Source organism: Saccharopolyspora sp. MMCC62, assembly GCF_057736575.1.
In genome coordinates this window covers 58,275-82,821 of the sequence record NZ_JBYKCM010000006.1, presented here as the reverse complement: position 1 = coordinate 82,821, position 24,547 = coordinate 58,275, and the positions used below count along the sequence as shown (strand labels likewise).

The window sequence follows — 24,547 nt, the reverse complement described above, 5'->3', positions numbered from 1 at the left end:
CGGAGGACGACGAGGGAGGTGCGAGCGGTGGATGACGTGCTGGACGAGCCGGTGCTGGCCTCGCTGGGCGGGCGGCACGCGCACCTGGCTCGGTGGTGCGGGGCGGCCGCGACGTACCTGCCGGAGGTGACGACGTTCGCGGCGCTCACCGAACCCGGGCCCGCCGCGTGGGACGACCTGGCGCGGCTGCTCGGTTCCGGGGCGCTCGCCGACATGTTCAGCTCCGAAGCGGAGCCGCCGCCCGGCTGGGAACCGGTGTTCGCGCTCGAAGCCCGGCAGCTGGTCGGCCCGGCCACGCCACCGCGCGCCGAACCCGGCCCCGAGATCGTCGAGCTGGGCGCCGCGGACGTGCCCGCGATGCTCGACCTGGTCGCGCGCACCGAGCCGGGGCCGTTCTGGCCGCGCACCCGCGAGCTCGGCACCTACCTGGGCGTCCGCGAGGGCGGGGTGCTGGTCGCGATGGCGGGCGAACGGCTCCGGCCGCCGGGCTGGACGGAGCTCAGCGCCGTGTGCACCGCTCCCGAAGCACGCGGGCGCGGGCACGCGGCCCGGCTGGTCGGCGCGCTGACCGGGCGCATCGGGGCGCGCGGCGAACGGCCCTTCCTGCACGTCACCGACAGCAACACCGCGGCGCTCGCGCTCTACGAGCGGCTCGGCTTCCGGACCCGCAGGCCGGTGACCTTCCGCGGCCACCGCGTCCCCTGATCCGCGACGGCACCGCATACTTCGCGCCCGCGCCGGGTAAGCGGGAGGGGCACTGGCGGTGACCGCGCACGACCGAGGAGGCTCAGGTGGCTCTCGACGACGATGACATCAGGAGTTCGAGCAGCGGCGGACCGGAAGGACCGGCCGATTCGGGCGCCGGGCGCGGCACGCCCGGCCAGCACGACGGCGGCGCGGACGGCGGAGCCGACGGGGGCGCCGAAGGACCCGCCGACTCCGGTGCCGGGCGGGGCACCCCGGGCCAGCACGACGGCGGCGCCGACGGTTCGGCCGAAGGACCCGCCGATTCGGGGGCGGGCCGCGGCACGCCCGGGCAGCACGACGGGGGCGCCGACGGCGGAGCCGACAGCGGTGCCCGCTGAGGTCAGCAGCCCCGTGGAGGACGCCGCCGCACCCGCGGCGGCGCTCTCCCGCGTCGTCGGGCCGGACGTGGCCGCGTTCGCCCGGCGGCACTGGGGCCGCGAACCGCTGCTGCGGCGCGGCGCCGACCCGGACTCGTTCCGCGACGTGCTCGACCTAGACGGGGTCGACGAACTGCTGTCGCGGCGCGGGCTGCGCACCCCGTTCCTGCGCCTCGCCCAGCAGGGCGAGGTCGTCGACTCCGGCTCGTTCACCGGGCCCGGCGGCGTGGGCGCGGAGATCGGCGACCAGGTGCGCGACGACCGGGTCGCCGCGCTGTTCGCCGAGGGCGCCACGGTGGTGCTGCAAGCGTTGCACCGCACCTGGTCCGGGGTCGTCGACCTCACCACCGCGCTCGCCGCGGAACTCGGGCACCCGGTGCAGGCCAACGCGTACGTGACGCCGCCGTCCTCCCGCGGGTTCGCCGCGCACTACGACGTGCACGACGTGTTCGTGCTGCAGCTCGCCGGTCGCAAGCACTGGACGGTGCACGCGCCGGTGCACCCGGACCCGCTGCGCGACCAGCCGTGGAACGGGCACGCCAGCGCCGTCGCCGCCCGCGCCCGCGACGACGCACCGGACATCGACGCGGTGCTGGAACCGGGCGACGCGATGTACCTGCCGCGCGGCTGGCTGCACGCGGCGACCGCGCTGGGGGACGTGTCCGCGCACCTGACGATCGGGGTGCACGTGCTCACCCGGTTCGCGCTGGTGGAGGCGCTGACCGCGCTGTGCGCGCGGGACCCGGAGCTGCGCGCTTCGCTGCCGCTGGGCATCGACGCCGCCGATCCCGGCGAGCTCGCCCCGCACCTCGACGCGGTGCGCGACGCGCTCACCCGCGCGCTGCGGGACGTGTCCGCCGACGACGTCGCGCGCCGCGTCCGCGGCAAGGTCTGGAACGGCGGGCGCCCCGAGCCGGTGCGGCCGGTCGCCACCGCCGAGTTCGCCGCCGGGCTGGCCGCCGGGGACGTGGTGCGGCGGCGCGGCGGGCTGCGGCACGAGATCGTCGACGGCGCCGACGAGGTGGTGCTGGAACTGCCGGACCGGCGGCTCGCGCTGCCCTCGGTCACCGCCGACGCGCTGCGCGCGCTGCTCGGCGGCGGCGCGTTCCGGGTCGGCGAACTCCCCGGACTGGACGAATCCGACCAGGTGGTGCTGGTCCGCAGGCTGCTGCGGGAGGGCGTGCTCGTCCCCGCGGCCCTGACGTGACCGGGCATCCCTGGCCCCGCTGTTCCTTCGTCGCGGAAGCGGCGGGCGATCCGCTGGAGGGTTCGGCGCCGCCCGCGCAGCAGTGGTTCCTCGTCGAGCACCCCGGACCGTGGGGGCGGCACGCGCCCGCCGGGTCCGGGATCGACCCGGCCGTCGTGGACGCGCTCACCACCTGGGCCGGTGCGGTCGGCGCGCGGGTGCTGCTGGTGCGCAGGCCGGGCCGGAGACCGCGGCGCGGGCACCGCTGGTTCCGGGTGGATTCCCGGCCGGGCCGGGAATCCGTCCGGGGCGGCGAGTTCACCGCCGACGCCGAGCTGCCCGCCGCCGTGCACGCGCCCGGCGAACCCGTGGCGGGACCGCTCACGCTGGTGTGCGCGCACGGCAGGCACGACACCTGCTGCGCGGTGCGCGGCCGGCCGGTGGCCGCGGCGCTCGCGGCGTCCGCGCCGGGGAGCACCTGGGAGTGCACCCACCTCGGCGGCTGCCGGTTCGCGCCCGCGGTGGTGCTGCTCCCGCACGGTTTCGCGCTCGGCGGCCTGCCCGGCCCGGACGCGGTCGGGGTGGTGCGCGACTACGCGGCCGGGGAGCTGGACCCGCGCTGGGTGCGCGGCCGCACCTCGCTGCCGCCCGCCGTGCAGGCCGCGCAGCACCACGCGCGGGCCGCCACCGGGGCCACCGGCGTGGACGCGCTGCGCCCGGTCGGCGTCGAACCCGACGGCGACGGCGGCTGGCGGGTGTCGCTCGCCGACCCGGCCATCGCGGTCCGGCTCCGCGAACGCTGGGTCCCCACCGGCCGCCCCCTCACCTGCGCGGCGACCGCCCCGGGACGGATGCGCCTCTTCGACCTCCTGGAACTCCACGAGTGATGCCGGTCCCGCCGGGGGGCGTCGTGCGAAGGGTGGGGTGGCGGAACCTCAGCGCTGTCCTCGCTGCGGGATCGTTTTCACCGGTGGCTCCGACACAGGAGAAAACGCCGTCCTCGCGAGGACAGCGCTGAGAACCCGCTGCGGTGCCGGGTGCGCGCGTGGTCGCTGCTCAGCGGCTTCGCCGCTGAAGAGTGGCGGGCTCGGGCCGCGATCACCCGGGAAGTTCAGCGATGACGCGGAGACCTCCGTCCGGGCGGGGTTCCAGGTCGAGGGTGCCGCCGTGCGCGTGCACGACGCTGCGCACGATCGCCAAGCCGAGCCCGACGCCCGCGTGCTCGTCGTCGCGCACCCGTTCCGCACCGCGCTGGAACGGCTCGGTCACCGTCGCCACCACCTCCGGCGCGAGCACCGGCCCGGTGTTCTCGACGAGCAGCACCGCGGATTCCGGCCGTGCTTCGGTGCGCACCCGCACCACCCCGCCCGCGGGCAGGTTGTGCACGATCGCGTTCTGCACCAGGTTCGTCACCATCCGCAGCAGCAGCGCCGCCGAACCGGACGCCCACGCCGCGTCTCCGCCCGCGTCGAGTTCGACGCCGCGCCGTTCGGCCAGCGGTAGCAGGGTTTCGACCGCCTCGTCCACCAGCAGCGACAGGTCGACGGGTTCGCGGGTGAACGACCCCCGGTCGGCGCGGCCGAGCAGCAGCAGCGCCTCGGTCAGCTCCACCGCGCGCCCGTTGACCTGCTGCAGCCGGGTGACGAGGGCGTCCACATCGGGTTCCGGGTCGTGGCGCGCCACTTCGAGCAGCGTCCGCGAGATCGCCAGCGGGGTGCGCAGCTCGTGCGAGGCGTTCGCGGCGAACCGCCGCTGCTCCGCGGTGTGCGCTTCGAGCTGCGCCAGCATGGTGTCGAAGACGTCGGCGAGGTCCCGGAACTCGTCCCGCGGGCCCGGCAGTTCGATGCGGTGCGCCAGCGACCCGTCCGCGGCGAGCCGGGCGGCCGCGCCGATCCGGTGCAGCGGCGCGAGCATCCGCCCGGCGAGGAACCAGCCGCCGACCAGCCCGAGCACCAGCACGGCGGCCAGCACCAGCGCCGCCTTCGGCGCGAACGCGCGCACCAGGTCCTGCCGCCCGGGCACGAAACCCCCGGGCGTGTTCACCTGCTCCGGCACGTAGCGCAGCAGGAACGCCCACACCACGGCGAGCAGCAGGGCGTTCGCGACCACGAGGAACCCGGCGTAGCTCAGGGCCAACTTGAGCCGGGCGCTCATCCCGGGGCGCCTAGCCACGGTCGTCCGCCACGGCCTCGATCCGGTAGCCCACCCCGGGGACGGTCGCGATCAGCCACGGTTCGCCGAGCCGTTTGCGCAGCGCGGAAACGGTGATGCGGACCGCGTTGGTGAACGGATCGGCGTTCTCGTCCCACGCCTGCTCCAGCAGTTCCTCCGCGCTGACCACGCCGCCCTCCGCCGCGACGAGGACCTCCAGCACCGCGAACTGCTTGCGGGTGAGCGCGACGTGCCTGCCGTCGCGGAACACCTCGCGCCGGAACGGGTCCAGCCGCAGCCCAGCGATCTCCCGCACCGGTGGCCGGGCCCGCACCCGCCTGCGGTCCAGCGCGCGCAGCCGCAGCACCAGCTCGCGCAGCGCGAACGGTTTCGTCAGGTAGTCGTCGGCGCCGAGCTCGAAGCCGGATTCCTTGTCGTGCAACCGATCCGCGGCCGTGAGCATCAGGATCGGCACCCCGCTGCCGGAGTCGACGATCCACCGCGCCACGTCGTCCCCGGACGGGCCGGGGACGTCCCGGTCGAGCACCGCCAGGTCGTAGGAGTTGACCTGCAGCAGCTCCAGCGCGGTGTCGCCGTCCCCTGCGACGTCGGCGGCGATCGCTTCCAAGCGCAGGCCGTCCCGGATCGCCTCGGCCAGGTAGCGCTCGTCCTCGACGATCAGCACTCGCATGCGGTGATCCTATTCGGCCGGCATATCGCGGGCGTATGCGAAAACGGATACGCGGCGGCAACAGCGCGAGGTCTTCGCTGGAGCCATGACCACGACACCGCAGTTCCGGAACCGGATCACCGCCGTCTCCGCCGTCGCGCTGCTCGGCGTCCTCGGCACCGCGGCGGCCGTCGCCGCCTCCCCCGCGCTGCGCGGCGACTACACCGCCACGGACGGTGCGATCGCCGACGACCGGGAGGTGTCGGTGTTCGACGACACCGAGCCCGCGATCGCGAAGCTCGACGAGGACCTGCGGGACGCGCTGCGCGACGCCGCGGCCGAAGCCGCCGCCGACGGGCTGCCGTTCCACGTCACCAGCGGCTGGCGGTCTCCCGCCTACCAGGACCGGCTGCTGAGCGAGGCCATCACCGCCCACGGTTCCCGGCAGGAGGCGGCCCGCTGGGTCGCCACCGCCGAGTCCTCCGCGCACGTGTCGGGCGACGCGGTGGACATCGGGCCGTACGACGCGGCCGACTGGCTGATCCGGCACGGCGACGAGCACGGGCTCTGCCAGATCTACGCGAACGAGCCGTGGCACTTCGAACTCCGCCCGCTGGCCACCGAGGAAGGCTGCCCGCAGCCCTACGCCGACCCCACCGAGGACCCGCGCACCCGGCCGTGGCGGCCCGCCGCACCGGGGCGGGCCGTCCACCCGGCTAGTAGCGGACCGCGCCGTAGTCGTCGCGTTCCGGCTCCTCGAAGTGCACCGCGCGCCGCGCGAGCGCCCGCAGCCGCGCGCGCATCTCCGCCGCGGGCAGCCGGTGGTACGGGCCGTGCCCGGGCAGCACCCACTCGAAGGTCAGCTCCTCGGCGCCCTTCGCCACCGACCTCGCCCACGTCCGCACCGAGTCGTAGACGACCGTGTCGGCGAGGTCGAGCCGCCGGTAGGACTCCGACCGGAACAGCGCGTCCCCGGCGAAGCAGCACCGCTCGTCCGCGATGAACAGCGTCGTCCCCGGGCTGTGGCCGGGGAACGGGTGCGCGATCACGCCCGGCCCGATCTCCACCGGGTCCGAGCCGCGGATCACCCGGTCGGCGTCCGGCCGCGACGCCAGGTCGCCTTCGTGGATCCACAGCCGGGCGTCGAGCGCGTCCGCCCACTGCCGCCCGTGCGCGACGTGGTCCACGTGGGTTCAGCAGCACGTCGGTGATCGTCCCGACGGCCTGCTGGAAGCGGTTCGCCAGCACCGGCCGGAACTTCGGGGTGTCGATCATCATCGCGGTGCCGTCCGGGCGACGGCACAGGTACGACATCGCGCCGAACGTCCGCAGCGAGGTGTGCCCGCACAGCAGCACGGTCCCGTCCTCGTCCAGCGGCTGCGGGTACGGGTCGCCGTCCACCGCCCACTCGTCACCGGGCGGGTGCACCGACCGGGTCGGGCAGGCGTGCGCGGCTCGGTAGAGGTTGCGGACCTCCTCGTCGGTCTCGGGCTGGCGCAGGATCACCGACTTCCCGCCGTAGGGGCCGTGATCGCGGTCGAAGCCGATCATCCCGGGGGCGTGCTGGCGGGCCAGGTTGCAGTTGATGCAGCGGTCGTCGACCGACCAGTCGTCGGCCGGGAACCTCTGGTGGAATGCGCTTTCGGGCACGGGTCGCCTCTCGTTTCGCAGTGGGGGCGCGGGACCGGTGCGGCGGGGCCGCACCGCTCGGGACCGAGCACCAGGGGGCGGTCCGTGCCGAGGCGGTCCGGGGCGGAACCGGCGGAAGCCGACCCGGCCGGAACGGAGCCGACCGGAGCAGAGGTGGCGGACGCACCGCGGGAAACGGCGACGGGGCAACGGGATTCCGCTCTCACCGGGTGCCGCATCCAGGACGCGCTGCGCCTGCTCCGTCTGCGGTCACTGCGTACAGGGACTGCACGGGACGCGACGGAAGGCGTGGCGACGGACGGCATCTCCGGCCGCGAACCTATCTCGGTGCGAGCCCCCCGGCGGCGCATGAAGTCGATCACAGCGCGCGCCCGGAACCGCGTCGCCGCGCGATGTCAAGGGGCCGCCACCTGCTGGGAATGCGCTGGGCTCCGCGGCGGTTGAGCTCTCTTGGCCGGGAGCCCCGGATCATCCAGCGGAAGCGAGGCAGTGGTGTCAGGTGAGTCGTCGAACCAGCCGTCGGGCGGTGCCGGGCCCGGCACCGAGGCGCGGTTGCCCCGCGAGATCTGGATCCTGGTCGGCGGCAGCTTCATCGTCGCGATCGGCATGGGCATCGTGTCCCCCGCGCTGCCCGCCTTCGCGACCTCGTTCGACGTGGGCGTGACGGCGGCGTCGTTCATCGTGAGCGCGTTCGCGTTCATGCGGCTGGCCTTCGCGCCGGTCAGCGGGCGGCTGGTGGCCTGGTTCGGCGAGCGGCCGATCTACGTGTGGGGCATCAGCATCGTCGGCGTCAGCAGCGCGGCCTGCGCGTTCGCCGATTCCTACTGGCAGCTGCTGGTGTTCCGCGCGCTCGGTGGCATCGGCTCCACCATGTTCACGGTGTCGGTGGTGGCGCTGCTGGTGCGGCTCGCGCCGCCGCTGCAGCGGGGGCGCGCGTCCGGGTTGTGGGCGACGAGCTTCCTGCTGGGCAACATCTCCGGGCCGATCATCGGCAGCGTCATGGTGGGGTTCTCGCTGCGGATGCCGTTCCTGACCTACGGGGCGGCGCTGTTCCTCGCCGCGTTCGTCGGCTGGCTGCTGCTGCGGAAGTCGACGCTGGCGGCGCCGGTGAAGGACGACACCCCGGCGATGACGGTCCGCGAGGCGCTGCGCTCGCGCACCTACCGGGCGGCGATGCTGTCGAACTTCAGCATGGGCTGGGCGGTGTACGGGGTGCGGATCGCGCTGATCCCGCTGTTCGTGGTGGAGGCGCTGCGGTCCACGCAGGCGATGGGCGGGGTGGCGCTGTCGGTGTTCGCCGTCGGCAACGCCGCCGTGATCATGGTGTCCGGGCGGTTGTCCGACCGGCACGGGCGGAAACCGCTGGTGCTGATCGGCCTCGCCGTGTCCGGTCTCGGGACCGCGGCGCTGGGTTCCACCGGTTCGGTGCCGGTGTTCCTGGCGGTGTCGCTGGTCGCCGGGGTCGGTGCGGGGTTGTTGAACCCGGCGCAGAACGCGGCCGTCGCCGACCTCGTCGGGGCGAAGGGCAAGGGCGGCCCGGTGCTGGCCGCGTTCCAGATGACCGCGGACGTCGGGGCGATCCTCGGGCCGCTGGTCACCGGGGTGCTCGCCGACCTCATCTCCTACCAGGCCGCGTTCGCGGTGACCGGGCTGACCGCGGTGCTGGCGCTCGCCGCCTGGTTCGCCGCCCCCGAGACCAGCGGCCGCCGCGACGCGGCGGAACCCGGCCGGACCGCCGGTGCGGAGGACACCGGCGTGGAACGCGCCGAGAAGTAGCGGTCAGCGCCAGGCGCCGCGCCTGGTGAGGACGAGCCGCCGCGGGCCGTCCCGCTCCGGCACGAGGTCGACCAGGGCGGCCGCGACGGTGGCGAAGGTCAGCACCGGCATGCCGGGGACCGCGGTCACCTCGTCGAGCGGGGCGAGTTCGCGGTCCTCGTCGGCCGGGCCGGTCCGCAACGTCACCGGGTAGACGGCGGTCCAGTCCGCCGCGCACCGCGGCAGGTCCCGCTCGGCGGCGAGCTTGTCGTCGAACAGCCGCTTCGCGATGGTGCGGGCGAACAGGCGCGGCACGAAGGACTGCTTCCGGGCGGTGTCGCCGATGCCGAGCGAGGACAGCAGCACGAACCGCGGCACCGCGGCGGCCTCGATCGCGTCGAGGATCCGCGGCAGGCTGCGCCGCTGGAAATCGGTGCCGTGCCGCAGGTATCCGGCTCCGACGCGGGCGCCGAGGGAGGAGACGACGGCGTCGTGCCCGGCGAAGGCCGCCGTCATCGCCGGCACGTCGTCGACCGCTCCCCCGGCGACTGTGAGCCCGGGTCGCGGGGTGATCGCGTCGGGGTTGCGGGCGTACGCGGTCACCTGGTGCCCGCGGTCGAGGGCGTGCTCGACGGCGGCGCCGCCGGTCCGCCCGGTCGCGCCGAGGACGACGATCTGCATGGCTCGCTCCGAACTGGTGGTGGGCACCGCTCTCTCCGAGCCATCATGCCCCAGCGCGCACCCCGACCAGGCCGCTTCCGCGAAGCGGGCCGGTCCGGTCTCGTCCTGCTCCTGCCTGCGCTGAAGCCGCCGAACCCGCCGATCACCCGGCACCGCTGCGGCTCTCCCCCGTGCGGACAGCGCTTTCACCTGCGGCGGAGCGATCGGTGCCCACGGTCCCAGCGAGCAGACCGCTGAGGTTCCGCACCGCGAACAGGTCAAGAAGCGCGGGCCAGCACCGCGACCTCGTCGAGCCGGTGGGCCCGCAGCCAGTCCTCGTCGACGGTGACGCCGAGTCCCGGTCCGTCCGGGATGGCGACCGTGCCGCCTTCGGCGCGGATCGGGGTGGCCAGCACGCCTTCGCGCAGCGGGTTCGGGCCGCGGTCGAACTCGAACAGCAGCGGTGCGCCGCCGTGCTCGCCGAACGGGGCGGTGGGCACCGCCGACAGCAGTTGCAGGGTCGCGGCCTGCGCCACGCCGGATCCCCAGCAGTGCGGGGACAGCTGCAGGTTCCAGGTGGTGGCGAGCTGGCGGATCACCTGCGCTTCGGTGAAGCCGCCGCACTTCGCGAGGTCCGGCTGCACGACGTCGAACCGCTGCTCCGCGATCGGGTCGCGGAAGCCGTAGCGGGTGTAGAGGGCTTCACCGCCGGACACGGGAACGCCGAGGTCGAGCGCCCGCCAGCCGACGGCGTCCTCCGGTGGCAGCGGTTCCTCCACCCAGTGCGGGTCGAGGTCGCGGATGCGGTCGAAGGAGCGGCGCAGCGTCGCGGTCGTGTTGTTGGCGTTGTAGTCGACGAGCAGCAGGCCGTCGTCGCCGAGGAGTTCGCGGGTGGCGGCGGTGCGCGCCCGGTCCTCCGCGGGCGAGATCCCGATCTTGATCTTCGCGGCGGTGAAGCCCTCCGCGACGTGCTCGGCGATGCGCTCCCGGAACTCGCCGAGGTCGCGGGACGGGGTGACGTAGCCGCCGGAGGCGTAGGCGTCGACCCGGTCCCGCAACCTGCCGCCGAGCAGTTCGCCGACCGGCACGCCGAACCGGCGCGCCTGCGCGTCCCACAGCGCCACGTCGAGCCCGCTGCTCGCGGCGACGTGCAGTCCGCCGCAGGTGAAGTGGTAGCCGGTGCACAGCCGCCGCAGCACCAGCTCTTCGCGGACGTCGGCGGGCAGGCCGGTGAGCTCCCGCGCCTGCTCGGCGAGGAACGGCGCGGTCAGCCGCGGCGGCCCGAAGGACTCGCCCCAGCCGGTGGCGCCGTCCGAGGTGGTGATCTTGACGAGGGTGCCGACCCGCGCGCCGACCGCGTTCCGGGACGCGCCGTAGCCGCCGCCGGGGAGCTCGGCTTCGAGGGGGAACGTCTCGACCTCGGCGACGACGGGACGGGAGGGCATGGCGGGTCTCCTTCGGTCGGGGCGGGCGGTATCGGCGGCGCGGAGCCATCTCTCGCGACATCGTTTCCCGTTCATTGGGATTCAACGAGCGGCCTGATCCCACCTGCAGCGGAACCCTAAACCGGCATCGGACCACCCGCAAGCGTGGCGAAATCCCGAATTCGCAGGCGTCGGACGATGAACGTGGCGTCGCCCACGAACGTCGCGCTCAACGCGATGATGTTCCATTAATCAGGACGCGATGTTAGCGTGCTGGACATGCCCGACGGGCCCGCCCGCCTCGGCGACCGACCCAGGAAGAGGTTCCTCGTGACCGAGCAGCAGACCAGCCTGGCGCCCGGCGTGCTCGACCTGCTGAAGCGGGCCAGCACCGCCACCCTCGCCACCCAGCTCTACAAGCACGGCATCCGCCAGCCGTTCCTGGTCGGCCTCACCGCGGTCGGCACCGGCTTCGAACCGTTCGCCGGCGAGGCGTTCACCATGCGGTTCATCCCGTCCCGCGAGGACGTCGACCCGATCGGCGACCCGTACCGCACCGGCAACGTCCTGCAGTGGGAGGCCGTCGAGACCGTCGGGCCCGGCCAGGTGATCGTGGTGGACAGCCGCGGCGACACGGCCGCCGCCTCCGCGGGCGACATGCTCATCACCAGGGCGATGCGGCGCGGCGCCGCCGGGTTCCTCACCGACGGGGCGTTCCGCGACGGCACCGCGATCGCCGAGCTCGGCTTCCCGGTGTACTCCCGCGCGATCACCGCGACCACCCGGCCCGCCGCGTTCCACGTGGCCGACCTGAACACGCCCATCGGCTGCGCCGGGGTCGCCGTCTACCCGGGCGACGTGATCGTCGGCGACCTGGACGGCGTGGTGGTGGTCCCCCGCTCGCTGGCCGAGCAGATCGCGGAACCCGCCGCCGAGCAGGAGGAGCTGGAGCAGTGGCTGCACGCGAAGGTGCGCGCCGGAGCTCCGCTGTGGGGCACCTACCCGCCGGACGAGCGGACGCGGGCCGAGTACCGGGCCTGGAAAGCAGCGCAGGACACCACGAGCACGAACGGAGCGCACCGATGACCCGATTCGCCGACCTCGATCCGACGACCCAGCGCAGCCGCATGGAGGAACGCATCCGCGTCTACTTCGACGGCTGCAACGAGGCCGACGTGGACAAGATGGCCGCCCAGTTCACCCCGGACGCGGTGCACTACTTCCCGCCCGGGATCAAGGGGCCGTGGATCGGCGCCCGCACCATCGGCGAGAACTGGCGCAGGCTCACCCTCACCGCGGGTTCCGCCTGGTACATCGAGCGGGTCATCGCCGAGCCGCAGAGCCTGCAAGCGGTCATCGAGTGGACGCACTGGCGCACCCGGTACGGCACCTACCTGCGCGGCGACGAGTGGTACCGGTTCGATCCGGAGACCGGCCTGATCACCGAGATCCGCGCCTTCTACGCGTCGGCCGCGGACGGCAGGGACGAGGTCGCGCTGGAGGGCTACGACTACGAGGGCCTCGGCTACCGGTTCACCCCGGCGGTCCCGCGCCCGCACCCCGAAGCCGAGTACGACGCGTGAGCGACCCAGCGAACCGAGGACATTCCACAGTGGACGAGATCACCAGCGTCGACCCCGCGACCGGGGAGGTCGTCGAGACCGTCACCACCGCGACCACCACCGAGCAGGTCGCCGTGCTGGCCGAGGCCGCCGCCGCGGCCGCCGCGCCGTTCGAGGAGCTCGGCCGCGCGTTCCGCGCGCGGTTGCTGCGCGCCGTCGCCGACGAGCTCGAAGCGCACCGCGCCGAGATCGTGGCCCTCGGCCGCCGCGAGACCGCGCTGCCCGAGGCCCGGTTGAACGGCGAGCTCACCCGCACCTGCTTCCAGGCCCGGCTGTTCGCCGACGTCCTCGACGACGGCGGCTACCTGGAGGCCACCATCGACCACGCCGGGGACACCCCGATGGGCCCGGGGCCGGACCTGCGCCGGATGCTGGTGCCGATCGGGCCGGTCGCGGTGTTCGGCGCGAGCAATTTCCCGCTCGCGTTCTCCGCACCCGGCGGCGACACCGTGTCCGCGCTGGCCGCTGGCTGCCCGGTGGTGATCAAGGCGCACAGCTCGCACCCGGCGCTGGCGCAGCTGACGTTCCACGCGATGACGACCGCCGCCGAGCGGGTCGGCGCACCGGAAGGCCTGCTGGGCGTCGTGTTCGGCACCGCCGCGGGCGCCGAGCTCATCGCGCACCCGGCGATCAAGGGCGTCGGGTTCACCGGTTCCGCCGGTGGCGGCGCCGCCCTGCTGGACATCATCAACCGCAGGCCGGAGCCGATCCCGTTCTACGGGGAGATGGCCGGGCTCAACCCGATCGTCGTCACCGAGGGCGCGGCGAAGGCGCGCGGCGCGTCGATCGCCGAAGGGCTCGTCGGGTCGGTGCTCGGTTCCGGCGGGCAGCTGTGCACCAAGCCCGGACTGGTGTTCGTGCCGCGCGGCGCGTCCGGGGACGCGCTGGTCGCCGAGGCGGCGCGGCTGATCTCGGCGGCGCCCGCCGCGACGCTGCTGAACCGGCGGATCAGCGAGTCCTACCGGGAGACGAGCGCGGCTCTGGCGTCCCGCGCCGAGGTCATCGCCGAAGGCGCCGCCCCCGGCGCCGGGTTCGCGGTGGCCCCCCGGCTGCTGGAGGTGGACGCGGCGAAGTTGTCCGCGGACGAGCTCGACGAGTGCTTCGGCCCGGCCGCGGTGCTCGCCCGCTACGACGCCGCGGAGCTGGACACCGCGATCACCGCGCTGCCCGCCTCGCTGACCGGTGCGGTGCACGCCGAACCGGACGAGGTGGAGCGGACCGCGGCGCTGTCCGCGCTGCTCAAGGAGAAGTCCGGCCGGCTGCTCTACAACGGTTTCCCCACCGGCGTGCTGGTGTCCTGGGCGCAGCACCACGGCGGCCCGTGGCCGTCGACGAACACGCTGCACACCTCGGTGGGCGCCACCGCGATCCGCCGCTGGCTGCGCCCGGTGACCTGGCAGGACGCCCCGGAGGCGGTGCTGCCCGCGGAGCTGCGCGAGCGGCACGCGTCGATCCCGCGCCGGGTGGACGGACGGCTCGTCCTGCCCGCGTGACTCCCCACCCGGACGGCGGGCCGCGCGCTCCGGCGGCGGCCCGCCGTCCGGTTCTCCCCCGACACGACCGAGGAGGAATCCCGTGCGGCTGCGCACCGCGCTGCTCGACGGCGCCGAAACCCTGCTCTGCCGGACCGAACCGGACGGGCCGTGGCGCCGCGCCCGGCCGACGATGGCCGAGGTGATCGCCGGTACCCCACCGGAGCTCGGCGAGCCGGTGGCCGAGCACCCCGCGGTGCTGCCGCTGCGGCCACCGACGATCTTCGGCATCGGGTTGAACTACCGGGACACCGTCGCCGAGATGGGCTGGAAGACGCCGGAAACCCCGTACGTGTTCCCGAAGTTGTCCTCCAGCGCCATCGGCGACGGCGAACCGGTCGTCGTGGACACCGCCGTGACCACGCGCGCGGACTGGGAGACCGAGCTCGCCGTGCTCATCGGCCGGCGCACCCGGAACGTCCCGGCCGACCGCGCGCTGGAGTCCGTGTTCGGCTACACCGTCGCCAACGACATCTCGGCCCGCGACCTGCAGGCCGCCGACGGCCAGTGGGTGCGCGGCAAGGGCATGGACACCTTCTGCCCGCTGGGCCCGGACGTCGTCACCGCCGACGAGATCCCGGACCCGCAGGCGCTGCGGGTCCGGACCTGGCTCAACGGCGAACCGGTGCAGGACGGCAGCACCGCCGACATGATCTTCGACGTGGCGGCGCTGATCTCCCACCTGAGCTCGTTCTGCACGCTGCACCCAGGCGACGTGGTGCTCACCGGCACCCCGTCCGGCTGCGGGGATTTCCGCACCCCGCCGCGGGCGTTGCGCCCCGGCGACCGGCTGGTGTCCGAAGTGGAGGGAGTCGGCCTGCTCACCAATCCGGTCGTGGCGCCTCAGCTCGCGGGGGCGACGTAACCAAGGTCGGCGGACAGCTCGGCGCAGCTCCCGGCCACCAGCGGGCCGTACTCGGCCAGCAGCGGTTCGATCCGCTCGGCGGCACCCGCGACGCTGATGCCCGCCACCGGCAGCCCGGTGTGGTCGTAGACCGCCGCCCCGCAGCAGCAGCTGGACGGGTCGAATTCGCGGCGGTCCTCGGCCCAGCCCCGCTCCTGGGTGCGGGTCACCTCGGTGTGCAACGCCGAGACGGTGGCGGAGGTGATCGGCGAATCGGGCGAGCGGACCAGTTCGACGAGCACCTCCTCCAGCTTCGCGGCGGGCAGCGCGGCCAGGTGCGCGCGGCCGAGCGATGTGTTGTGCATCGGCCGGGCCGCGCCGAGTTCGCCGGTCATCGCCGCCGGGCGCGGGCCGCGTTCCCGGTGGATGAACACCATCGCCAGCCCGTTGGGCACCGCGAGGCTCACCGTCTCCTGGGTGGTCTCGACGAGCTTGCGCAGCGTCGGTCCTGCCGCGTCGAGCAGGCTGGTGGAATCGACGGCGGCGTTGGCCAGCCGCACCGCGGCCGGGCCGAGCCGCCAGTGCCCGGTGGCCGGGACCTGGCTGAGCCAGCCGAGGGTCCGCAGCCGGTCCACCAGGCGGTACGCGGTGCTGCGGGTGAGGCCGAGGGCTTCGGCGAGCTCGGCCGTGCTGCTGTTCCGGGCCTGCGCGAGGTGGTCCAGGATCGCCAGCCCGCGGTCCAGCGCACCGGGGCCGGGTTCCCGGGAACGTCCGCCGGAGCCGGACGTGCCGCCCGCGGTCTCACTCATGTCGCCTCCAGTCACGCGTGTTTCCCAATGAATGAGACTACCGCACCGGTGTGTGGTGGTCCGCGACCCACGCGGCCCGACTCAGCCGGATCGGGTCCCGACCGAGCCGTTCGAGCCGTTCGCGCTGCTCGCGGGTCGATACCGGTGCAACGCCCGAGCGGAATCCCATTCATCAGGACCAGTGCCGATGACCTCGCCCGATCTTCCCACCAGCAGCGAGCCGGAAATCCGCCGCAGCACGGGCTCTTGTGCTCCTCCGCTCGACGACCCTACGCTCACCGTAGCCCAATGAACGGGATTTGCTCTCACTGAACAAGACTTCGATCGTGCCGCTCCCCCGCCTGCACCGGGACCGCCACGCCCCCCGGACCGCACCCGCGGCCCGCCAGGCTCGCCCGACTCCTGTCAACGACGACGGAAGAAGCGCCCATGCCACCGACTCCAGCGCCGCTCGACAGCGCGGTCGCGAAGATCTTCCGGCGGATCGTGCCGATCTTCGCCGTGATGATGCTGTGCAACCAGCTCAACCGCTCCAACATCGGCTACGCGCAAGAACATTTGGCAGCCGACCTCGGGATCGGCGCCGCCGCCTACGGGTTCGGCGCCGGGCTGTTCTTCCTGGCCTACACCGCGTTCGAGCTGCCCAGCAACGCGCTGATGGACCGCTTCGGCGCCCGGCTGTGGCTGTCCCGGATCTGCGTGAGCTGGGGACTCGTGTCCGCGGCGATGCTGTTCGCGCAGGGCCCGCTCAGCTTCTACGCGCTGCGGTTCCTGCTCGGCGTCGCCGAAGCCGGTTTCGTGCCCGCGGTGCTGTACTACCTCACCCAGTGGCTGCCGAACTCGCACCGCGGCCGGGCGAACGCCCGCTACGCCGTCGGCGCGCTGCTCGCGTTCTCCCTCGCCGGGCCGATGTCCGGGCCGCTGCTGTCGCTGTCCGGGGTGCTCGGGCTGCGCGGCTGGCAGTGGATGTTCCTCGTCGAAGGACTGCTGTCGGTGGCGATCGGGGTGTTCGCCTGGTTCCGGCTGGACTCGCGCATCGCCGACGCCCGCTGGCTGACCGAGGACGAGAAGACCGCGCTGACCACGACGATCGAGTCGGAGGCCGCGGCGGTCGCCGCCCGGCACGACGACGGCCGCCGCGGCTGGTGGTCCGTGCTGCGCGATCCGGCCGTGCTGCTGTGCACCTTCATCTACTTCGCCGTGCAGATGTCCATCTACGCCAACACGTTCTGGCTGCCGTCCATCGTGCGCGGCATCGACGGCACCGACGACGTCACCGTCGGACTGCTGTCCTCGCTGCCGTGGGTGTGCGCCATCGTCGCCATGTTCGCCCTGGCCCGGGTCGGCGACCGCACCGGCCGCCGCCGGGTGCTGCTGATCGGATGCCTGCTCGCGGCCACCGCGGGTTCGTTCGCGGCGGCGCTGGCCCCGCCGGTGCTCGCGCTGGTGATGTTGTGCGTCGCGGCGATGGGTTTCAAGAGCATCAGCCCGCTGTTCTGGCCGATCGTGCAGCGGACCCTGCACCCGGTGACGGTGGGGCTGGGCATCGCGCTGATCAACGCGCTCGCCAACCTCGGCGGTTTCCTCGCCCCGTTCGGCTTCGGCATCGTCCAGCAGCTCACCGGCAGCACCCGGTGGGGCCTGATCGGGCTCGCCCTGCTGTCGCTGCTCGCCGCGGGCGGCTGCCTGCTGCTGCGCGAGGGCGAGCGATCTGCCGAGCCCGCACCCGACACGACCCCGGCGGCGCACTGACCGCCACCCGGGCGGGCGCACCTCGGCCCGCCGCCCGTCCCGTCGAAAGGAAGCACATGACCAGCACCGCGCCCAAGCCCTTCGCCACCGCGCCCGGCGAAGCCACCACCGACCGGATCGAGCAGGTCCGGCTGCGGCTGATCTCGCTGCCGCTGCACGCGCCGATCAGCGACGCGAAAGTCCTCACCGGACGGCAGAAACCGCTCACTGAGATCGCGTTCCTGTTCGCCGAGATCCGCACCGAGGGCGGGCACGAGGGCATCGGGTTCAGCTATTCCAAGCGCGCGGGCGGCCCCGGCCTGTTCGCGCACGCCCGCGAGATCGCCCCGGAACTCGTCGGCGAAGATCCCAGCGATACCGGCCGGCTGTGGAACAAGCTCGTCTGGGCCGGGGCGTCGGTGGGCCGCAGCGGGCTCGCCACCCAGGCCATCGCCGCGCTGGACGTGGCCCTGTGGGACCTGAAGGCGCGCCGCGCCGGGCTGCCGCTGGCGAAGCTGCTCGGCGCGCACCGGGATTCGGTGCCCTGCTACAACACCTCCGGTGGCTACCTGCCGATGCCGATCGACCAGGTGCTGGAGAACGCGACGGCATCGGCGGCGCGCGGCATCGGCGGCATCAAGATCAAGGTGGGGCAGCCGGACACCCGGGTGGACATCGCCCGGGTCTCGGCCGTGCGCGAGCGGCTCGGCGCCGACTTCCCGCTGATGGTCGACGCGAACCAGCAGTGGGACCGCACCACCGCGGCGCGCGTCGGCCGGGTGCTGGAGGAGTTCGACCTGGTGTGGATCGAGGAACCGCTGGACGCCTACGACGCGACCGGGCACGCCGCGCTCGCCGCGTCGCTGGACACCCCGATCGCCACCGGGGAGATGCTGACCAGCGTCGCCGAGCACTGGAACCTCATCGAGAAGGGCGCATCCGACTTCGTGCAGCCGGACGCGCCGCGGGTCGGGGGCATCACGCCGTTCCTGCGCATCGCCGCGCTCGCCGACCACAACGGGCTGCAGATGGCGCCGCACTTCGCGATGGAGATCCACCTGCACCTGGCCGCGGCCTACCCGGGTGGCACGTGGGTGGAGCACTTCGAGTGGCTGGAGCCGTTGTTCCACGAACGGCTCGAACTCCGCGACGGCCGGATGATCGTGCCGGACCGGCCGGGCCTCGGCCTGTCCCTCACCGATCAGGCCGCGGCCTGGACCGTCGAGGAGTGCACCACCGGGGACCGCCCGGCCTGACCCCTGCCGCACACAGGTGAATGGCCCATTCGCCCTGTCTCCTTGGGCGAATGGGCCATTCACCTCGCGGTGTCGTGCTGAGACGGGGTGCCGGGTGCCGGTGTTCCGCAGATTCCGGTGTTTCGGATCGAACGGTCCGCGGATGCGGGTGCGCGTCGCGCGCCTCTCTCGGTTCTGCGGAGTTCGGGCTCGCCCGTTCGGGCGATGTGGCCGCGACCGGGCTCGTCCTAACGTGAAGCGCATGGAACCGCCTGCGGACGCTCGGCCGCGCATCCCGGAGCAGCGGGCCGCACCGGCCCCGGGACAGCTGCTGATCACCGGTGACGTGGGCGACGACCTGGTGCTCGACACCGCCGAGCTGGACGCGCGGGCGACCGTGCAGCGGCAGGTCCACTACCGCACCCGGCGCTGCGACCAGGTGCACCTGGTGCGCGGGGTCCCGCTGCACGAGGTCCTCGTGGAGGCGGCGCCGCGGCTGGACGGGCGGCACAAGATGGGGCTGCTCAACGTGGTCGTGCTCGCGACCTCGGAGGACGGCTTCCAGGTGGTGCTGTCGCTGGCGGAGGTCGACCCGGAGTTCGGGGCGTGTTCGGCGCTGCTGGCCACCCGCTACAACGGGCGGACCCTGGCCCGGCCGACCCTGGTGATGCCGAGCGACGGCCGCGCCAGCCGCTACGTCCGCCAGGTCTGCCGGGTGCGCCTGCAGAACATGGCCCCCGCCGACGACCTGGTGCCCGCGCACGCCGCGGACCGGCGTTCTTGACGCGCGCGCAACGGCTCCCGCCCGCCTCCCCGACGAGCGGACCGGCCACCTGAGCAACCGGCACCGCCGCGGGCCCTCGGCCGCTGCCTCGCAGGGGAGGCTCTTGCGGCAGAGCCACCGGTGACATCGATCCCGCAGCGCGGAAACAGCCGATCCCGTCCCTGGAGCGGCAGCACCGGCAGCGGTCAGTCGCGCAGGTCGGCGAGGATCGCCTCCGCGGTCAGGTCCAGTTCCCGCGCCTCCCGCGCGCTCGGCTGCGCACCGCAGGTCCCCGCGCGCCCGCCCGCGCGCAGCAGCACGACCACTCCGTCGTCCCGCCCGGCCACCGCGGCCAGCGCCGCGTCCAGCTCGGCGCGGCAACCGCAGTGCAGCGCGGCGGCGATCTCGGCGAGCGCGCACTCCCGGTGGACGTGCACCGGCGACCCGTCCCCGGGCGTGCCGCGCACCAGCGCCAGGTGTTCCCGCCCGTCCCGGGCGCGGTAGGCGACGGCGCGGAAGGTCCCGGCGGGCAACGGCAGGCGCGCGTCCGCACCCCGTTCGACCAGGCCGTCCCGCCGCATCCGGTGCTCCGCGAGCTCGTCGACGGACACCACCGCGAGCCGGTGCCGCTGCGCGAACCGGCGAGCCTCAGCGGCACCTGCCAGCCGGGTCGGGTCGTCCAGGCCGACGAGTTCGCCGAACGCGCCCGCGCGCTGCAGCCCGGCGAGCGCGGCCAGGTCGGCGGCGGCCTCCGCGGGACCGCGGTGGGCGAGCACGCCCGCGGCCGCCACCCGCAGCGGCAGCACGTGTCCGGGTCGCGCGAGATCGGCCGCGGTGGTGCGCGGATCGGCCAGCGCGGCGATGGTGCGCGCCCGGTCGGCCGCCGAGATCCCGGTGCCGACGTCGCGGATCGCGTCCACCGCGATCGAGTGCACCGCGCCGCCCGCCCGGTCGCCGTTCCGCGTCATCGGCGGGAGTCGCAGCGCGTCGGCGCGGCCGGCGTCGATCGCCGCCCGGAGCAGGCCCGCGGTGTGCCGGACGGCGAACGCGACGAGCCGCGGCGTGGCGTGCTCGGCGGCGAACACCAGGTGCGCGGCGTCCTCCGGCCCGGAGTCGTCGAGCACCACGACGGCCCGTCCGGCGGCGAGCCCGTCGAGCGCGGTGGCCACCGGGTCGGTGAGCCCGGCCGGTGGCGCCGCACCGGCGTCGGCGGTGATGGTCATGCTTCCTCCTCGCTGCGGCCCGCTCCGTCCACATAGGACCACGTGCCGGAAGTCCGGTCCTGCGGCGGGAACGCCCGCCGCAGGACCGGTTCGTGCCCCGCGGGGCGTTACGACTTCGACGAGACCGGCACGCCGTCCCCGGTACGCGGTGCCGAACCCCGCGACCACAGGTACGGCAACCGGCGGGTGGCCAGGTAGACGACCGCGGCCACCGCGGCGGCGACGTAGTTGCCGAGCGAACCCCATTCCGGGTGGGCCGCGGCGAGCGGCCCGGTGTACAGGGCCGAGTGCCAGAACGGCACCGACAGCAGCACGCCGGCCGCCCAGGCCACGAAGCCCCAGCCCACGACGCGGCTCCGGTCGTAGAGCTCACCGATGCGGCTGCGGTCCGAGCGCCCGCCCACGTAGTAGTCCAGCAGCAGCACCGCGGCGAACGGGGCGATGAAGTACGCGGTCAGGCTCAGGAAGACCTCGAACTTCGCCTCGATCCCCGTCTCGCCCCACAGGCTGATCAGGAAGCCGAGCACGCAGATCAGCGCCACGCCCTGCGGCCGGGTCAGCGGCACCCGCAGCGTCTGCAGCGAGATCGCCCCGCCGTAGACGTTGAGGAAGTTCTGCGACAGCGCCGAGAGGATCACCGCGGCCAGCGCGGGCACCGCGAACGGCCCGGTGAGCTGGTGCAGCGCCGCGATCGAATCGCTGGTGGTGGCGCTGTTGCCCAGCAGCGCGCCGACGACGCCCAGCCAGAACACGGTGATGAAGGTACCGAGGCCGGTGAACAGCGCGGTCAGCTTGCCGCTGCGCTTGGTGTCCGGCAGGTAGCGGGAGTAGTCGGAGGCGAACGGCGACCACGCCACCAGGAACGCGAAGAAGGCACCGGCGAAGGTGATCCACCCGCCCCAGCCGCCGATGTAGCCGTCGGCGGTGGTGTCGGCGTGGAACGTGCCCGCGCCGCGCGCCAGCGCGACCACGGTGATGAGCAGGAACAGGGCGAGCAGCACGAACGCCAGGATCCGCTCCAGGTAGTGGATCATGTTGTAGCCGTAGATCGCCACCACCAGCTGCACCAGCGTCAGCAGCAGCGAACCGACCCAGAACGGCACCGGCAGCAGTTCGGCGATGGCCTTGCCGCCGAGGATCACCGTCACCGACGCCCAGCCGACCCCGGCGAAGACGTTGATGTAGGCGACCGGGATGAAGTTGCCGAGGAACCCGAGCGGGCCGCGAGCCTGGATCTGCTGCGGCACGCCGAGCCGCACGCCCATCCGGGACATGGTGGCCATCAGCAGCGATCCGGCGAGGGCACCGGCGGCGACCGCGGTGACGGCGGAGGTGAAGCTGAGGCCGAGGGCGATGGCGTTGAACCCGAGCATCATGATCGGGAAGTTGAGGTTGGCCGCGAACCAGACGAAGAACTGGGAACTCGGCTTGCCGTGGCGTTCGGAGTCGGGGATGTGGTCGACGCCGAAGGGCTCGACCGTCGTCACCGATTCGCCGTACGCGGGCTGCGGAGTCGGCGCTGACTCGTGGGTCATGGTCTCTCCAGTGCTGAGAGCCGGAACGGCTCGGCGTGCGGGGCGGACCGGAGTCGGCCTCGCAGGCGGGGGATCAGGATCAGGGGCTGAGCGGAGTCATGTCGGCGGGCGCGAAGAACTTCCCGGCCCGGTACACGAGCGGGTCGACGTCGCGGTGCTCGGCCTGCACGATGCGGCCGACGAACACGGTGTGGGTGGCGGCGCGGAGCCGTTCGCCGATCTCCACTTCGACGGCGGCCGCCGAGCCGGTCAGCAGCGGCGAACCGTGCGGGCCGGGCGACCAGTCGACCTCGGCGAACTTGTCGGTGCTCTTGGAGGCGAACACCCCGGCGACCGGCAGCTGGTCGGCGGCGAGGATGTTGATGCCGAGGTGGTTCGCGCGCACCAGCGCCGGATAGGTGCTGGAGGTGGTCTGCACGCAGACCATCACCATCGGCGGTTCCAGCGAGACGCTGCAGAACGCGTTCACGGCGAGCCCGCGCGGCACCTCCCCGTCCATCGCGGTCACCACGGTGACGCCGGTGACGAAGCGGCGGTGCACCTCGCGCACCGCTGCGGGGTCGACGGCCTGCTCGGTCCGCGTGCTCATCGGTTTCCCTCCCCGATCGAGATGATGCCCAGCGCCCGCAGCAGCTGGCGCGGGTCCCAGGTGACCCATTCCGCGGTCACCCGGTCGCCGTCGAAGGTGGCGAAGGTGACGCCGACGACCTCGACGGCGCGGCCGGTGGGCGGCACGTCCAGGAAGGTCTCGGTGTGGGTGCCGCGGCTGCGCCAGCGGATCACCACCCGGTCGTCCTCCTCCACCAGCTCCTCGACCTCGGTGGTGAGGTCGGGGAACGCGTCCCTGGTGGTCAGGATCGATTCCTTGAACCCGGCGCGGTCCTGCACCGCGCCATCGGACGCCGAGGTCCGGGCGTAGTCCGGGGCCAGCAGCTCGTCGAGCGCGTCGACGTCCCCGCGGTCCCAGCACGCGGTCCACGCTGCGCGGATCCGCTGCTTGCGCGGCGAGTCCTGTCCTGCGGCCATGTGTCACTCCTTCGATGCCCTGTCCAGGGTCAGCACAGGCCCTGGTTCCTGTTCGGCGCGCGCCCGCCGGGGGTGCCCAGGCGGCTGCGCACGTCGTTGCGCACGCGCTCCACGACTCGGGTGAACGTTCCCTCGCCGAACCTTCCGTCGGTGTACAAGCGCATCCAGCCCGCGCCGTCGAGGTACCCGGCTTCCAGCGCCGCGCACCTGCCGTCCAGCTCGGCGCGGGTCCGGTCGCCCGCGGTGTCGAGCAGCACGAGGTGGTAGCCCGGCCCGGTCCGCCCGGTCCAGGCCGCGATCCCGGCGTCGCGGTCCTTGAACCGTTCGGCGCGAGCCTTGATGTCGACCGCCTCGGCCAGCGCGCCCGCTTCCGCGGGCAGCCAGCCGGGGTCGGTGCCGGTGGCGGCGGGGTGGGCGAGGACCTGGAGGCAGACCTCCGGTTCGTCCCGGCGGCCGCACCAGGTCAGGGCGATCCGGTGCACGTGGGCCTGGCCGGGGACGAGGCGCCGCCGCACCGGCCGGTGACCGGTGAGCAGTTCCAGTTCCGCGGCCAGCACGTCCACCGCCTTGGCCAGGTCACCGGTTCCGGGTTCCGCCGCATCGACCACCGCTTCGTCCCCCGTCCGGATCGATCACCCGTCCGTTCGACCCTGCTTGTATGTCAGCGGGACGCTACGAGTGGACTGGGTCACTGTCAAGAATCCACTGGGGATCAACTGCCGAGATCGCCGATCACCAGGCAGTACGGCGAGAAAATCACGGTTTCCCATTGACCTCCGCGGCAGGAGCTGGCTAGCGTGCCTGCCATGCAAGAGACCGGAACACGGGCCACTGGTATGCAAGCCCGGGGCGCTCGGGCCCGAGTGCTGGACGGCTTGCGCGAGGCGATCATCCGCGGCGAGCACCAGCCCGGTGCGCTGCTGTCGGAAGGCACGCTCGCCGAGACCTACGGCACGAGCCGGACTCCCATCAGGGAAGCCCTCCAGCAGCTCCAGACCGAAGGCCTGGTCGAGGTCGTCCCCCGCGTCGGCAGCTTCGTGCGCGAACCGTCCCGGCGCGAGCTCGGCGAGCTGTTCCAGCTGAAGGCGGTGCTGGAAGGGCTCGGCGTGCAGCTGCTGGCGCAGCGGGGCCGCGTCGCGGAGACCGACCTGCTGCGCGACAACCTCGCCGAGTCCGAACGCGCCGTCGCCGACGGCGACGTGGAGCGCTACGCCCAGCTGGTGCACGACTTCCACGGCCTGGTCATCCAGGGCGCGGACAACAGCAGGCTCGCCGAGCACTACCAGATGCTGATGAACCAGCTCGCCTACCACCGGGTCGTGATGAACACGTTGCGCCACCCGGGACGGCTGGGCGCCTCGCTGCACGAACACCACGAGGTGTTCAAGCGGATCGTGGACAAGGACGCGTTCGGCGCCGAGCAGGCCATGCGCGACCACGTCCGCTGCAGCGAGCGGGAAGCCATGACCCACCGGGAGCAGCCCGCCCCGGAGTGATCCGGCCGGTCCCGGCCCGGCACAGGAACCGGCCACCGCGGGGAGATCTCCCCCGCGGTGGTCCCCCGAGCACGCCCGCCCGGCGGCGCGAACCCCGCGCCCGTCCGGTCT

The 24,547-nt window shown here is 73.7% G+C and carries 25 protein-coding genes and 2 pseudogenes; 15 read left to right on the top strand and 12 right to left on the bottom strand.

Annotation, left to right across the window (positions count from 1 at the left end; translation table 11 throughout):
• Nucleotides 1-27: 27 nt before the first annotated feature.
• From AC29IT_RS15930 to AC29IT_RS15915, 4 genes are all read left to right on the top strand, one after another.
• Nucleotides 28-705, top strand: a complete 678-nt coding sequence (locus AC29IT_RS15930) for a GNAT family N-acetyltransferase (protein WP_358442771.1) — start codon at nt 28-30, stop codon at nt 703-705.
• An 86-nt stretch (nt 706-791) separates the two neighbouring features.
• Complete coding sequence (locus AC29IT_RS15925) at nt 792-1,085, top strand: hypothetical protein (protein ID WP_358442768.1); 294 nt, start codon at nt 792-794, stop codon at nt 1,083-1,085.
• Complete coding sequence (locus AC29IT_RS15920) at nt 1,075-2,331, top strand: cupin domain-containing protein (RefSeq protein ID WP_358442765.1); 1,257 nt, start codon at nt 1,075-1,077, stop codon at nt 2,329-2,331. The genes AC29IT_RS15925 and AC29IT_RS15920 overlap by 11 nt, the downstream gene beginning before the upstream one ends.
• Complete coding sequence (locus AC29IT_RS15915) at nt 2,328-3,197, top strand: sucrase ferredoxin (protein WP_488219200.1); 870 nt, start codon at nt 2,328-2,330, stop codon at nt 3,195-3,197. The genes AC29IT_RS15920 and AC29IT_RS15915 overlap by 4 nt, the downstream gene beginning before the upstream one ends.
• 211 nt (nt 3,198-3,408) lie before the next feature.
• On the opposite strand, the gene AC29IT_RS15910 is transcribed toward AC29IT_RS15915, so the two are convergent.
• Nucleotides 3,409-4,464 carry a sensor histidine kinase gene (locus tag AC29IT_RS15910; protein WP_488219199.1) on the bottom strand — a complete coding sequence of 352 codons (1,056 nt, stop codon included), beginning with the start codon at nt 4,462-4,464 and terminating at the stop codon, nt 3,409-3,411.
• A gap of 10 nt (nt 4,465-4,474) precedes the next feature.
• A complete protein-coding gene (locus AC29IT_RS15905) occupies nt 4,475-5,152 on the bottom strand; it encodes a response regulator transcription factor (RefSeq protein WP_488219198.1) in 678 nt (225 codons plus the stop codon).
• Nucleotides 5,153-5,237: 85 nt separating this feature from the next.
• Between AC29IT_RS15905 and AC29IT_RS15900 the strand changes: the two are divergent.
• A pseudogene (locus AC29IT_RS15900) lies at nt 5,238-5,603 on the top strand (M15 family metallopeptidase domain-containing protein); the annotation flags it as partial.
• A 244-nt stretch (nt 5,604-5,847) separates the two neighbouring features.
• On the opposite strand, the gene AC29IT_RS15895 reads toward AC29IT_RS15900, so the two are convergent.
• Nucleotides 5,848-6,318, bottom strand: coding sequence for an MBL fold metallo-hydrolase (locus tag AC29IT_RS15895; RefSeq protein ID WP_488219197.1), 471 nt, complete (start codon nt 6,316-6,318; stop codon nt 5,848-5,850).
• 20 nt (nt 6,319-6,338) lie between these two features.
• On the opposite strand from AC29IT_RS15895, the gene AC29IT_RS15890 reads away from it, so the two are divergent.
• The gene (locus AC29IT_RS15890; RefSeq protein WP_488219196.1) at nt 6,339-6,593 is read left to right on the top strand and encodes a hypothetical protein; all 255 of its coding nucleotides are present in this window, start codon (nt 6,339-6,341) and stop codon (nt 6,591-6,593) included.
• 20 nt (nt 6,594-6,613) lie between these two features.
• Here AC29IT_RS15890 and AC29IT_RS15885 read toward each other — a convergent pair.
• Nucleotides 6,614-6,682, bottom strand: a pseudogene (locus AC29IT_RS15885) (hypothetical protein); the annotation flags it as partial.
• Nucleotides 6,683-7,270: 588 nt separating this feature from the next.
• Between AC29IT_RS15885 and AC29IT_RS15880 the strand changes: the two are divergent.
• Nucleotides 7,271-8,557, top strand: a complete 1,287-nt coding sequence (locus tag AC29IT_RS15880) for an MFS transporter (RefSeq protein ID WP_488219195.1) — start codon at nt 7,271-7,273, stop codon at nt 8,555-8,557.
• Between the two features lie 3 nt (nt 8,558-8,560).
• On the opposite strand, the gene AC29IT_RS15875 is transcribed toward AC29IT_RS15880, so the two are convergent.
• Together AC29IT_RS15875 and AC29IT_RS15870 are read right to left on the bottom strand one after the other, a co-directional pair.
• The gene (locus tag AC29IT_RS15875; RefSeq protein WP_488219194.1) at nt 8,561-9,217 is read right to left on the bottom strand and encodes an NAD(P)-dependent oxidoreductase; all 657 of its coding nucleotides are present in this window, start codon (nt 9,215-9,217) and stop codon (nt 8,561-8,563) included.
• Nucleotides 9,218-9,474: 257 nt separating this feature from the next.
• Nucleotides 9,475-10,641: a mandelate racemase/muconate lactonizing enzyme family protein gene (locus AC29IT_RS15870; RefSeq protein WP_488219193.1), complete on the bottom strand. Its 1,167-nt coding sequence runs from the start codon at nt 10,639-10,641 to the stop codon at nt 9,475-9,477.
• A gap of 309 nt (nt 10,642-10,950) precedes the next feature.
• Here AC29IT_RS15870 and AC29IT_RS15865 point away from each other — a divergent pair, with 309 nt between their 5' ends.
• From AC29IT_RS15865 to AC29IT_RS15850, 4 genes are all read left to right on the top strand, one after another.
• Nucleotides 10,951-11,706 (top strand): RraA family protein, encoded by a 756-nt coding sequence (locus AC29IT_RS15865; RefSeq protein WP_488219192.1) that lies wholly within the window; start codon nt 10,951-10,953, stop codon nt 11,704-11,706.
• Complete coding sequence (locus AC29IT_RS15860; RefSeq protein WP_358434330.1) at nt 11,703-12,203, top strand: nuclear transport factor 2 family protein; 501 nt, start codon at nt 11,703-11,705, stop codon at nt 12,201-12,203. The genes AC29IT_RS15865 and AC29IT_RS15860 overlap by 4 nt, the downstream gene beginning before the upstream one ends.
• Nucleotides 12,200-13,735 (top strand): aldehyde dehydrogenase (NADP(+)), encoded by a 1,536-nt coding sequence (locus AC29IT_RS15855; protein WP_488219191.1) that lies wholly within the window; start codon nt 12,200-12,202, stop codon nt 13,733-13,735. Before AC29IT_RS15860 ends, AC29IT_RS15855 begins: the two co-directional genes overlap by 4 nt.
• An 82-nt stretch (nt 13,736-13,817) precedes the next feature.
• Nucleotides 13,818-14,639 carry a fumarylacetoacetate hydrolase family protein gene (locus AC29IT_RS15850; RefSeq protein WP_488219190.1) on the top strand — a complete coding sequence of 274 codons (822 nt, stop codon included), beginning with the start codon at nt 13,818-13,820 and terminating at the stop codon, nt 14,637-14,639.
• Here the strand turns inward: AC29IT_RS15850 and AC29IT_RS15845 are convergent.
• Complete coding sequence (locus tag AC29IT_RS15845; protein WP_358434322.1) at nt 14,618-15,427, bottom strand: IclR family transcriptional regulator; 810 nt, start codon at nt 15,425-15,427, stop codon at nt 14,618-14,620. The genes AC29IT_RS15850 and AC29IT_RS15845 overlap by 22 nt on opposite strands.
• Nucleotides 15,428-15,856: 429 nt before the next feature.
• Here AC29IT_RS15845 and AC29IT_RS15840 point away from each other — a divergent pair, with 429 nt between their 5' ends.
• The 3 genes from AC29IT_RS15840 (at nt 15,857) to AC29IT_RS15830 (ending at nt 19,177) form a co-directional block, all read left to right on the top strand.
• A complete protein-coding gene (locus tag AC29IT_RS15840; protein ID WP_488219189.1) occupies nt 15,857-17,179 on the top strand; it encodes an MFS transporter in 1,323 nt (440 codons plus the stop codon).
• 56 nt (nt 17,180-17,235) lie between these two features.
• Nucleotides 17,236-18,414 carry an L-talarate/galactarate dehydratase gene (locus AC29IT_RS15835; protein WP_488219188.1) on the top strand — a complete coding sequence of 393 codons (1,179 nt, stop codon included), beginning with the start codon at nt 17,236-17,238 and terminating at the stop codon, nt 18,412-18,414.
• A 241-nt stretch (nt 18,415-18,655) separates the two neighbouring features.
• Nucleotides 18,656-19,177, top strand: coding sequence for a molybdopterin-binding protein (locus tag AC29IT_RS15830; RefSeq protein WP_358434313.1), 522 nt, complete (start codon nt 18,656-18,658; stop codon nt 19,175-19,177).
• A gap of 185 nt (nt 19,178-19,362) precedes the next feature.
• Here the strand turns inward: AC29IT_RS15830 and AC29IT_RS15825 are convergent, their stop codons facing one another.
• The 5 genes from AC29IT_RS15825 to AC29IT_RS15805 form a co-directional block, all read right to left on the bottom strand.
• On the bottom strand, nt 19,363-20,379 hold the full coding sequence (locus AC29IT_RS15825) for a 3,4-dihydroxy-2-butanone-4-phosphate synthase (protein WP_488219187.1): 1,017 nt from the start codon (nt 20,377-20,379) through the stop codon (nt 19,363-19,365).
• A 107-nt stretch (nt 20,380-20,486) separates the two neighbouring features.
• Nucleotides 20,487-21,914 (bottom strand): purine-cytosine permease family protein, encoded by a 1,428-nt coding sequence (locus AC29IT_RS15820; protein ID WP_358434308.1) that lies wholly within the window; start codon nt 21,912-21,914, stop codon nt 20,487-20,489.
• A gap of 79 nt (nt 21,915-21,993) precedes the next feature.
• Complete coding sequence (locus AC29IT_RS15815; protein ID WP_358434305.1) at nt 21,994-22,503, bottom strand: flavin reductase family protein; 510 nt, start codon at nt 22,501-22,503, stop codon at nt 21,994-21,996.
• Nucleotides 22,500-22,940, bottom strand: a complete 441-nt coding sequence (locus AC29IT_RS15810; RefSeq protein WP_358434302.1) for an ester cyclase — start codon at nt 22,938-22,940, stop codon at nt 22,500-22,502. Before AC29IT_RS15810 ends, AC29IT_RS15815 begins: the two co-directional genes overlap by 4 nt.
• A gap of 29 nt (nt 22,941-22,969) precedes the next feature.
• On the bottom strand, nt 22,970-23,548 hold the full coding sequence (locus AC29IT_RS15805) for a hypothetical protein (protein WP_488219186.1): 579 nt from the start codon (nt 23,546-23,548) through the stop codon (nt 22,970-22,972).
• 198 nt (nt 23,549-23,746) lie between these two features.
• Between AC29IT_RS15805 and AC29IT_RS15800 the strand changes: the two genes are divergently transcribed.
• Entirely contained in the window at nt 23,747-24,436 is a 690-nt protein-coding gene (locus AC29IT_RS15800) for a GntR family transcriptional regulator (protein WP_358434296.1), read from the top strand.
• Nucleotides 24,437-24,547 lie beyond the last annotated feature (111 nt).

Coding starts and splice junctions, on each gene's coding strand:
- AC29IT_RS15910 (WP_488219199.1), bottom strand. CDS start 4,464: ATGAGCGCCCGGCTCAAGTTGGCCCTGAGCTACGCCGGGTTCCTCGTG.
- AC29IT_RS15905 (WP_488219198.1), bottom strand. CDS start 5,152: ATGCGAGTGCTGATCGTCGAGGACGAGCGCTACCTGGCCGAGGCGATC.
- AC29IT_RS15875 (WP_488219194.1), bottom strand. CDS start 9,217: ATGCAGATCGTCGTCCTCGGCGCGACCGGGCGGACCGGCGGCGCCGCC.
- AC29IT_RS15870 (WP_488219193.1), bottom strand. CDS start 10,641: ATGCCCTCCCGTCCCGTCGTCGCCGAGGTCGAGACGTTCCCCCTCGAA.
- AC29IT_RS15860 (WP_358434330.1), top strand. CDS start 11,703: ATGACCCGATTCGCCGACCTCGATCCGACGACCCAGCGCAGCCGCATG.
- AC29IT_RS15845 (WP_358434322.1), bottom strand. CDS start 15,427: ATGAGTGAGACCGCGGGCGGCACGTCCGGCTCCGGCGGACGTTCCCGG.
- AC29IT_RS15840 (WP_488219189.1), top strand. CDS start 15,857: ATGCCACCGACTCCAGCGCCGCTCGACAGCGCGGTCGCGAAGATCTTC.
- AC29IT_RS15835 (WP_488219188.1), top strand. CDS start 17,236: ATGACCAGCACCGCGCCCAAGCCCTTCGCCACCGCGCCCGGCGAAGCC.
- AC29IT_RS15830 (WP_358434313.1), top strand. CDS start 18,656: ATGGAACCGCCTGCGGACGCTCGGCCGCGCATCCCGGAGCAGCGGGCC.
- AC29IT_RS15825 (WP_488219187.1), bottom strand. CDS start 20,379: ATGACCATCACCGCCGACGCCGGTGCGGCGCCACCGGCCGGGCTCACC.
- AC29IT_RS15820 (WP_358434308.1), bottom strand. CDS start 21,914: ATGACCCACGAGTCAGCGCCGACTCCGCAGCCCGCGTACGGCGAATCG.
- AC29IT_RS15815 (WP_358434305.1), bottom strand. CDS start 22,503: ATGAGCACGCGGACCGAGCAGGCCGTCGACCCCGCAGCGGTGCGCGAG.
- AC29IT_RS15810 (WP_358434302.1), bottom strand. CDS start 22,940: ATGGCCGCAGGACAGGACTCGCCGCGCAAGCAGCGGATCCGCGCAGCG.
- AC29IT_RS15800 (WP_358434296.1), top strand. CDS start 23,747: ATGCAAGAGACCGGAACACGGGCCACTGGTATGCAAGCCCGGGGCGCT.